Below are 8,947 nucleotides of genomic sequence, written 5' to 3'. Positions count from 1 at the left end.
CACAGACACCGGGCCGACGGGGATGCCAATGCCAACGCCCCCACCCACCGCCCCGCAGCCAGCCAGCAAGGCGACCAGCGCCAGGGCCGTTGCGACACGGGGCATTGCGTGGGACACGGTCAGCATGGCCAGGCTTTGCGCAGTGCTGCTTACGCCAGCAGCGCATTCACCCGCTTGACGTAAGCGGCCGGGTCTTCCGGCAGGCCACCTTCGGCCAGCAGGGCCTGGTCAAACAGGATGTGGGCCAGGTCGTGGAAGTGCACGCTGCCGTCCAGCTTTTTCACCAGCGGGTGCTCGGCGTTCACCTCCAGCACGGGCTTGGTCTCGGGCGCCTGCTGGCCGGCCTGCTTGAGCATGCGGGCGAGCTGGGTGCTCATGCCGTCGTCCTGCACCACCAGGCATGCGGGTGAATCGACCAGGCGGGTGGTCACGCGCACGTCCTCGGCCTTGTCCTTGAGCGCTTCTTTCAGCTTGGCCAGCACGGGCTTGAAGGCCTCGGCGGCTTCTTCCGCCGCCTTCTTTTCGGCTTCGTCTTGCAGCTTGCCCAGGTCCACAGCGCCCTTGGCCACACTTTGCAGCGGGGTGCCGTCGAATTCGTGCAGGTAGTTCAGCGCCCACTCGTCCACGCGGTCGGTCATCAAGAGCACTTCGATGCCCTTCTTCTTGAAGACTTCGAGCTGCGGGCTGTTCTTGGCGGCGGCGAGCGTGTCGGCGGTGATGTAGTAAATCGCCTCCTGGCCCTCCTTCATGCGGGCCTTGTAGTCGGCAAAACTCACCGTCACGGCGTCGCTGGTGGTGCTGGCGAAGCGCAGCAGCTTGGCCAGGCGCTCGCGGTTACCGAAGTCTTCGCCCAGGCCTTCTTTCAGCACGGCGCCGAACTCGCCGTAGAACGCGGTGTACTTGCCTTCCTTGGCCTTGTCGTCGGCGTCTACCACATCGGTCACGCCATCGGCGCCTGCCGTGGTGTCGTGCTTGTCGTGTTTGGCCAGGTCTTCCAGCATGGAGAGCACGCGTTTGGTACTGCCCTCGCGGATGGCGCGCACGTCGCGGCTTTCCTGCAGCAGCTCGCGGCTCACGTTGAGCGGCAGGTCGCTCGAATCAATCACGCCCTTGACGAAGCGCAGGTAGCTGGGCATCAGCGCCTCGGCATCGTCCATGATGAACACGCGCTTGACGTAGAGCTTGATGCCCGCCTTCTTGTCGCGGTTCCACAGGTCAAACGGCGCCTTGGCGGGGATGTACAAGAGCTGCGTGTATTCGGTGTTGCCCTCGACGCGGTTGTGCGCCCAGGTCAACGGCGCCTCGTGGTCGTGGCTGATGGCCTTGTAGAACTCCTGGTACTGCTCGTCGGTGATGTCTTTCTTGGGGCGCGTCCACAGGGCGCTGGCCTTGTTCACCGTTTCCCATTCGCCGGTCTTGACCATGCCGCCGGGCTGGCGGCCACCGTTTTCGTCTCCGGGGTTGATGAGCTCGCCGTCTTTCCACTCTTCCTTTTCCATCAGGATGGGCAGGCTGATGTGGTCGGAGTATTTGGCGATGACCTGCTTGAGCTTCCAGGCGTTGAGGTATTCCTCTGCATCGTCGCGCAGGTGCAGGATGACGCTGGTGCCGCGCGCGGGGCGGGTGATGGTTTCCACCTCGAAATCGCCACTGCCGCCACTGGTCCAGCGCACGCCTTGCTCAGCCGGCAGGCCCGCGCGGCGCGATTCCACGGTGATCTTGTCGGCCACGATGAAGCCCGAGTAAAAACCCACGCCAAACTGGCCGATGAGCTGGGCATCCTGCTTCTGGTCGCCCGAGAGCTTGCCCATGAAGTCCTTGGTGCCGCTCTTGGCAATGGTCCCCAAGTGGTCGATGGCCTCCTGCTCGCTCATGCCGATGCCGTTGTCGGTGATGGTGAGCGTCTTGGCGGCCTTGTCGAAGGTGACGCGCACTTCCAGGTTGGGTGCGTCTTCGTACAGGGCGTTGTTGTTCAGCGCCTCGAAGCGCAGCTTGTCGCAGGCGTCCGACGCGTTGGAGACGAGCTCGCGCAGGAAGATTTCCTGGTTGGAATACAGCGAATGGGTGACCAGGTGCAGCAGCTGGGCAACTTCGGCCTGAAACGACAGGGTTTGTTTGCTCATGGTGGTTTTTCTCGGGTTGTAATCAATGAAATATGCGTGGCAGGGCTTGAACCTGCCCCTGCCAATACCGGCACGCGGCAGTTATGGGCGGGTTGCGGGGTTTCAAGGCCCTGGCCGATCGAAGCCCTGGGGTGAAAGGCTCTCCGCGCACGGGAGAGCCGTATTGGCCGGACGAAAAAGGCTCAGCCAGCGACCGTGATGCGCTGCACCAGGGCTTGCAGCACCTGATCGGCCTTGTCGTTGGGCACCTGGCAGTCGCCTGCGTCGGCATGCCCGTTGCCGCCAAACTCCAGCATCAGATTGCCCAGATGGGCATTGCTGCTGCGGTTCAGTATGGATTTTCCGGCTGCCAGCGCGGTGTTCTGCTTTTTCAAGCCCCACACCACCTGCACGGACACGGTGGCCTGCGGGAACAGCGCATACACCATGAAGCGGTTGGTCGCCCAGATGGTTTCTTCCTCGCGCATGTCCAGCACCACCAGCTTGTCGATGCAGATACCGCAATGCAGTATCTGCTCTCTGGCCTTGGTCGCGTGCTCTTTGTAGAGTGCCACGCGTTCCTGCACATCGGGCAGCGCCAGGATTTCGTCAATCGTATGGTCGCGGCAGTACTGGATGAGGTCCATCATCAGCGCGTAGTTGCTGATGCGAAACTCCTTGAAGCGGCCCAGGCCGGTGCGCGAATCCATGAGGTAGCTGAGCAGCACCCAGCCCTGGGGGCTGAGGATGTCCTCGCGGGTGTATTGGGCAGAATCCGCCTGGTCCACGGCAGCCATCATGTCGTCGGAAACCCGGGGGAAGGCCGCCTTGCCGCCGTAATGGTTGAAGATCACGCGCGCTGCCGATGGCGCGCTCGCATCAATGATGTGGTTGATATCACGCCGTCCGGCGTTGCTGACGGTTTCGGACTCGTGGTGGTCAAACACCAGGTGCGCACCCGGCACAAAGGGCAGGTTGGCGGTGATGTCGCGGGCCGTGATGGCCACCTTGCCGTCCTGCATATCCTTGGGGTGGGCGAAGGCGATCTCGTCAATGAGCTGGAGTTCATGGAGCAGCACGGCACAAACCAGGCCGTCAAAGTCGCTGCGGGTGACCAGTCGGTATTTCACGTCGCTCACAAACCCTCCTTATTGTTCGATCAAAGGCACGATGGTAGTGGCTCCACCGGCACCCGCGTTGCCGCCAGCGTGCAAAAGACAGCCACTCCGCCGCCTTCCACCACGGGCTCGCGCCCTTTCGGCCACCCGGCGGGTGTCAATGACAGGCTGCGCCGGCTCAGAACCGCTCGTTGGGTGACAGGTAGCGCCACTGGCCGACCGGCAAATTACCCAGCGTCACGCGGCCTATGCGGATGCGCTTGAGGCCCACCACCTTCAGACCCACCAGTTCGCACATGCGGCGGATCTGGCGTTTTTTGCCTTCCGTGAGCACAAAGCGCAACTGTTCGGGGTTTTGCCAATCGACCTTGGCGGGCTTGAGCGGATCGCCGTCAAGGCTCAGACCGTGGCGCAGGCGCTCCAGCAATTGGGGTGGAAACACGGCCTGCACATTGGTGCTGACAGGGTCGCGCTCGTCAATTTCCTGCAGCGGCGCGGAGCGCTCAGACGGATGGCGTGGCAGCGCCTGGCCCGGGGCCTGGTAGACCACTCGCACCAGGTATTCCTTGTCCACGGTGGAGTCCTCGCCAATCAGCTGGCGCGCGATGCGTCCGTCCTGCGTGAGCACCAGCAGGCCAACCGAGTCAATATCGAGCCGCCCGGCCGGTGCCAGACCGCGCAACTGGGGCGGCGAGAAACGGTTGCGGCTGGGGTCATCGCGCCAGTGGGTGCGCGGGTTGATCAGCGCCACGGCAGGCGTGTGGCCGTCCTCTGCCTGGCCGCTTACATAGCCCATGGGCTTGTGCAGCAAGATGGTGACGCGCTGGTCCTGAAAACCCTGCGCGACCTTGTCCACGTCGATGCGGTCGGTGGGCAGCACCTGCACGCCCATTTCCGCCACCTCGCCATTGACCTTGACCCAGCCCTGGGCAATCCAGTCGTCGGCCTCGCGCCGCGAGCACAGGCCCAGCTCGGCCATGCGCTTGTTCAAGCGCGATGTGGCCATGCCGGTTGCTCCGCCCGCACCGCCTGCAGCGCCTTTGCCAGCAGGCGGCGAGCGCACGGGCGCCTGGCGGACCGGCGCCACAAACCCGGCGGACGCCGTGCGGTAGTTGGGTGGCGCAGGGCCTCTTGCGGGCCGCGCCGGTGCGGGGCCCCGCGCGGGCGCGGCGGAAGCCCGGGGGCTGGCCTTGGCCGCCACCGCGGAAAGCCGCAACACCGGGCGGGCGGCGGGCGCAGCTGCGGCTGGATCACTCGGCTGGGAGACAGAAGCAGCGGCAGGGCCAGCTGGCGGACGGGAACGGGAAGAAGACATGGCGGGTATTTTCGCCTGTGGAGCCAGACGGTCCAATGAAAATCAGCCAGCGTTGCCAGAAACCGATCAGAGCGGTGAAGCTTCCCCCTGGCGGGCTTGCCAGGCCAGAAAGTCGTCGACCGGCAGGGGCCGCGCGATGTGGTACCCCTGCGCCTCATCGCACGCCAGGGTGCGCAGGCGCGCCAGAATGGCAGCGGTTTCCACGCCTTCGGCCACCACGGTGAGGCCCAGGTTGTGTGCCAGGTCGATGGTGGAGCGCACGATCATGGCGTCGTCCTCGCCTGCCTCCATGCCCATGACAAAGGATTTGTCGATCTTGAGCTCGTCCACCGGCAGGCGTTTGAGGTAGGCCAGCGACGAATAGCCGGTTCCAAAATCATCAATCGACAGCTTGAACCCCTGCTCCGACAGGCGGTTGAGCATGGCCTCGGCGCGCTGGGGGTCGTCCATGATGGCGCTTTCGGTGATCTCCAGGCAAAACGCGCTGGCCTGCACGCCGTGGCGGGCCAGAATGCCCGCCAGCCGGGTGCTGAGCTCGGGGTCCAGCAAATCCCGTGTGGACAGGTTGACCGACACGCGCAGCGGCAGGTGCCGCGCCTGGGGCGAAGCCAGCAAGCGGGCGACCTCTTCAAAGACCCACAGCGTGAGCTGGCGCACGAACCCCGTCTGCTCGGCAAACGGAATGAAATGCATGGGCGGGACCAGCCCGCGCTGCGGGTGCTGCCAGCGCACCAGGGCCTCGGCCGCCAGCCCCGGCTGGCCGTGCAGCGCAACCTTGGGCTGCAGGTACAGGCGCAGTTCGTTGTGCTCCACGGCCCGGCGCAGCTCGGACAGCAACGACAGGGTTTGCGCGCTCGCCAGATCAAAGCCGGGGTCGTATCGCAGCGCCCCGCTGAGCTGGCGCTTGGCCGCATACATGGCAATCTCGGAACGGCTGAGCAGGGTGTCGGCATCGTCGGCGTCGTCCGGCCAGCACGCAATGCCGATACCGGCGCTCAGATCCACACTTTGGTCTTCAAAGACCAGCGGCTCTTCGAACGAGCGGTGGATGCGGCGCGCCACCTCGTGGGCTGCAGCGGCATCGGCCCCTTGCAGCAACACGGCAAACTCGTTGCCGCCCATGCGGGCCACCATGTCCTGCGGTGCGCCCACCTGCTCGCGCAGCCGGCCCGCCACCGCCTGCAGCAGCCGGTCGCCAAAGGCATAGCCGAGCACATCGTTCACATGCTTGAACCGGTCGAGGTCCAGGGTCAGCACAGCCAGCGCTTGTGGCACGCCCACATTGGCGGAGGTGGCGGCCACCACGGCTGCACGAAAACGCTCGCGGTTGGGCAGCCCCGTGAGGCGATCCCAAAAGGCCAGCCTCCGAATCTCGCTTTGCTGCGCGCCGATATCGACCCGCATCTTGTCAAACGAGCGCGCCAGATTGCCGATTTCATCGGCGCGGTCGGTGTGCTCCATCGGCACGTCATATTCGCCGCGGGACAATCGCCGTGTGGCGGCCAGCAGCGAGCGCAAAGGGGTCGTCACACGCTGTGCCATCACGCCATTGCCCAAGGCAAACAGCAGCACACCGGCCACCGTGATGATGGCCAGCAACACCTGCAACTGGCGATAGGGCGCAACGACCTCGTCCACCGAGCGCAGCAACAGCGCCTGCACTTCGCCCCCGACCGTGTCCAGAGGACTGGCGCGTGCCAGCAAGACCCCTTGATCGGTGTCGAGCTCGCCTGTGGGGATGCCCTGGCGGCGCAGCATCGCCAGCGGGGCGGCGGGCAAGGTGCTCACCGGCACGGACAGCACGCCATCCTCGCCTTTCACCAGCAGCGCCACATGCACCGACAGCAACTGCCGCATTTCGTCCGCCAGGGGCTGGCTGACGGGAAACCCCATCAACACCCAGCCGATCACCACCGGCGCGCGCATGGGCACCATGACAAACTGGTAGGGCACGCCCCCGATCACGGCCATGCGGCTGCCCTGCGGCTGGCTGGCCAGCAGCGGCGCCACCTGCCGCACGGCGGCCTGGAAATCGCGTGCGCCGCCGGATGCGCTGAGCGAACGCAGGTTCAATCGGGTGTCCAGCAGCGCCGTCACCTCGGCGCCGATCCGGCTGCCATGGTTCTCCAGCACCGACTGGATGGTTTCCTCGTCATCCGAGTTCACTGCCGAGCGGAACCCGTAGTCGGCCGCCAGCAAGGCAGAGCCCTGGCGCAGCTTCTCTGCGTTCTGGTCAAGCAGCCGCCGCCAGACGTTTTCGTCGGTGTCGAGTTCGCGCGCGATCTGGCTGCGGGCGTTGCGGTCGATGGTGGCACGCACCACGGCAAAACCGGCGGCCTGCACGATCAGCAGCAGCAGCAGCGACATGCCCACCAGCCGCACGATGAGGCTGCGCCGCAGCACAGACAGCTTCAAGGCTGCAACCCCTGCATGCGCACAGTCACCTCAGCGGTGCCGGTGGCAGGCACGATCAGCGCCTGCTCCAGTGCGGGCGCACCCACGGGCAAGCGGGTGTGCCAAGTGCGCAGGCGGTAACTGCCAGCCGGTACGTCGTCGATCTGTGCCTTGCCCGTGGCCGCAAGGGACTGGGCGTAATAGGGGGTGTCCACCACCAGAATCCAGCCGACCATCTGGTCATGGATGTTGCAGCCCAGCACCACCACTCCGGGTCGATCGAACAGCACGGGGTTGGCCGGTGTGCCGGTGTAGAGCTTGAGTTCGAACTTCTTGGCCGGTGAGAACGAATACACATGGTGGCGCACCGTGTCGTGGTTGGGGAAGCGCACCTCGGAGCCCACCGGTACCACCAGCACTTCGGGCACAAACTGCTTTTTTTGCTGCGCCATCTCCAGCGCCGCCAGGGGGCGCACCTGGCGACGCGCTTGTGCCGACTCCAGAAACACCACGGCATCGCCCACGGGTTTGCCGGCCGCGTCCAGCACCTCGATCTGCACGGTGGCGGCATGCGCCGTCCCGGCCTGGCCCCATGTCAGGCACAGCACACATGCCATGCCGCAGGCCGTGCCGAGCGCAGGCGGCATCCAGGCGCGCACCAAGCCAATGCTTCGCTCCAGCCACACCGCAAGCATGGTCATGGTTCGATCGCCACGCCAATCAGCGCGCTGCCGTCACCCACCTGGCCGAGATCGGTGGCACGGCCCGTGGCCAGGTCTACGCGGTGCAGGCGAGTGCGTGGCTCGGAAGCCGTGCGCACCGCGATCAGGGCCGTGTTGGCAACGTCAGAAATGTCAAAGGCCACATCGGTCAACGCCCCCAGGCCCAGCGCGCCGACGGTGCGCAGCTGGCCGGTGTTGGGCGAGACGACGGGCACCGCGCCCTCGAGCGAGCCCTGCATGACCAGGGCGCCCCGTGCGCGATCAATGGCGTAGTTGGTGGTGATCGTTTCATCGCGGGTGTTGTAGGTGTAGGCGGCCCCCGCAATGTCGGGCGCGCTGCCAAAGTTGACATCGCCCACCACGTAGCGCAACGCCCCATCGGGCTGCACCCCGTCGCGGGTGGCATCGCCGTCCACCATGGCACCGGTGTCCGGGTGCAGGCGCAGGTTGTGGCCGGAGGGCGTTACCACGCGAATGCGGTCCACCGTGGGGTTGAAATCGAAACCGATCACCGCGCCGTCCAAAGGCAGTGCCACAGTCACCGCACCCACCGGGCTCAGCACGCCGTTGGCACGATCCACCCGGTAAAGCTGCCCGGACCTGGACAGTGCATAGAGCACGCCACGCGCCACCCGAAAATCGATGCCGATCAGCGCATCGCCCGGGGCCAAGCCGGTGAGCGGCTTGCGCTCTATCACCCGGCTCGGCTGCGCTGCCTCCAAACGGAGCAGCTCGTGAGAGCCGGAGATGGCATAAACCATTTCCGGGCCCGTGCCAGCCTGCGGCTGGGCCAAGCCTGCGCATCCCGCCAACATCCACAGGGCGGCAAACCCCACCAGCAAGCGCTGCTTGCGACAAAACAGAGGCATCAAAAACTCCCACACATGTAACTGGTTTATACCCTACGCCACCTACCACCGTGGCGGCGCAGCGCAACATGCAATTTCAAAACAAATATCATTTTTTATAGCATGTAGCGCTTAACACATAAGGGTTACAGCCATATTTGGGGCTCTCTTCCGTTTCGGGTGGAGCGCTACAGTTCAAAAAAATCTGTTGACACCCCCTGAACAGGAGCCGTTCCGATGCAAGAAGCATTGTTTTGCCAAGCGTTAGGCCTTGCAGCCCCTTGGGCGGTCGAGCGTGTTGCGCTGGACGTGGAGCGCAGTCGCATCGACCTGTACGTTGTCTGGCGCTCAGGCAGTGCAGCATGCCCGGCGTGCTCAGCCGCTGATCAAAAGCTCCATGACCACCGCCAGCGCAGCTGGCGGCATCTGGACTTCTTTCAGTTCGAGG

The 8,947-nt window shown here is 65.0% G+C and carries 7 protein-coding genes; 1 reads left to right on the top strand and 6 read right to left on the bottom strand.

Going from position 1 to position 8,947, the window contains the following annotated elements:
- Positions 1-149 precede the first annotated feature (149 nt).
- From htpG to DTW89_RS17800, 6 genes are all read right to left on the bottom strand, one after another.
- The gene (gene htpG / locus DTW89_RS17825; RefSeq protein ID WP_114656901.1) at positions 150-2,123 is read right to left on the bottom strand and encodes a molecular chaperone HtpG; all 1,974 of its coding nucleotides are present in this window, start codon (positions 2,121-2,123) and stop codon (positions 150-152) included.
- 182 nt (positions 2,124-2,305) lie between these two features.
- Positions 2,306-3,241 (bottom strand): exopolyphosphatase, encoded by a 936-nt coding sequence (locus tag DTW89_RS17820; protein ID WP_114656900.1) that lies wholly within the window; start codon positions 3,239-3,241, stop codon positions 2,306-2,308.
- A 157-nt stretch (positions 3,242-3,398) separates the two neighbouring features.
- Positions 3,399-4,226 (bottom strand): pseudouridine synthase, encoded by an 828-nt coding sequence (locus tag DTW89_RS17815; RefSeq protein WP_114656903.1) that lies wholly within the window; start codon positions 4,224-4,226, stop codon positions 3,399-3,401.
- Positions 4,227-4,601: 375 nt separating this feature from the next.
- Entirely contained in the window at positions 4,602-6,902 is a 2,301-nt protein-coding gene (locus tag DTW89_RS17810) for a putative bifunctional diguanylate cyclase/phosphodiesterase (protein ID WP_114656902.1), read from the bottom strand.
- Between the two features lie 44 nt (positions 6,903-6,946).
- Positions 6,947-7,546 carry a methylamine utilization protein gene (locus DTW89_RS17805; protein ID WP_201741037.1) on the bottom strand — a complete coding sequence of 200 codons (600 nt, stop codon included), beginning with the start codon at positions 7,544-7,546 and terminating at the stop codon, positions 6,947-6,949.
- Positions 7,547-7,626: 80 nt separating this feature from the next.
- A complete protein-coding gene (locus DTW89_RS17800) occupies positions 7,627-8,520 on the bottom strand; it encodes a DUF4394 domain-containing protein (RefSeq protein ID WP_114656899.1) in 894 nt (297 codons plus the stop codon).
- Between the two features lie 216 nt (positions 8,521-8,736).
- On the opposite strand from DTW89_RS17800, the gene DTW89_RS17795 reads away from it, so the two are divergent.
- Positions 8,737-8,947, top strand: a 211-nt coding sequence (locus DTW89_RS17795) for a transposase family protein (RefSeq protein ID WP_201740958.1), incomplete at its 3' end; no start/stop codon positions are given.

This window comes from Acidovorax sp. BoFeN1, from assembly GCF_003345135.1.
GTDB lineage: Bacteria > Pseudomonadota > Gammaproteobacteria > Burkholderiales > Burkholderiaceae_C > Acidovorax > Acidovorax defluvii.
This window is presented reverse-complemented; position numbering and strand designations above follow the sequence as displayed.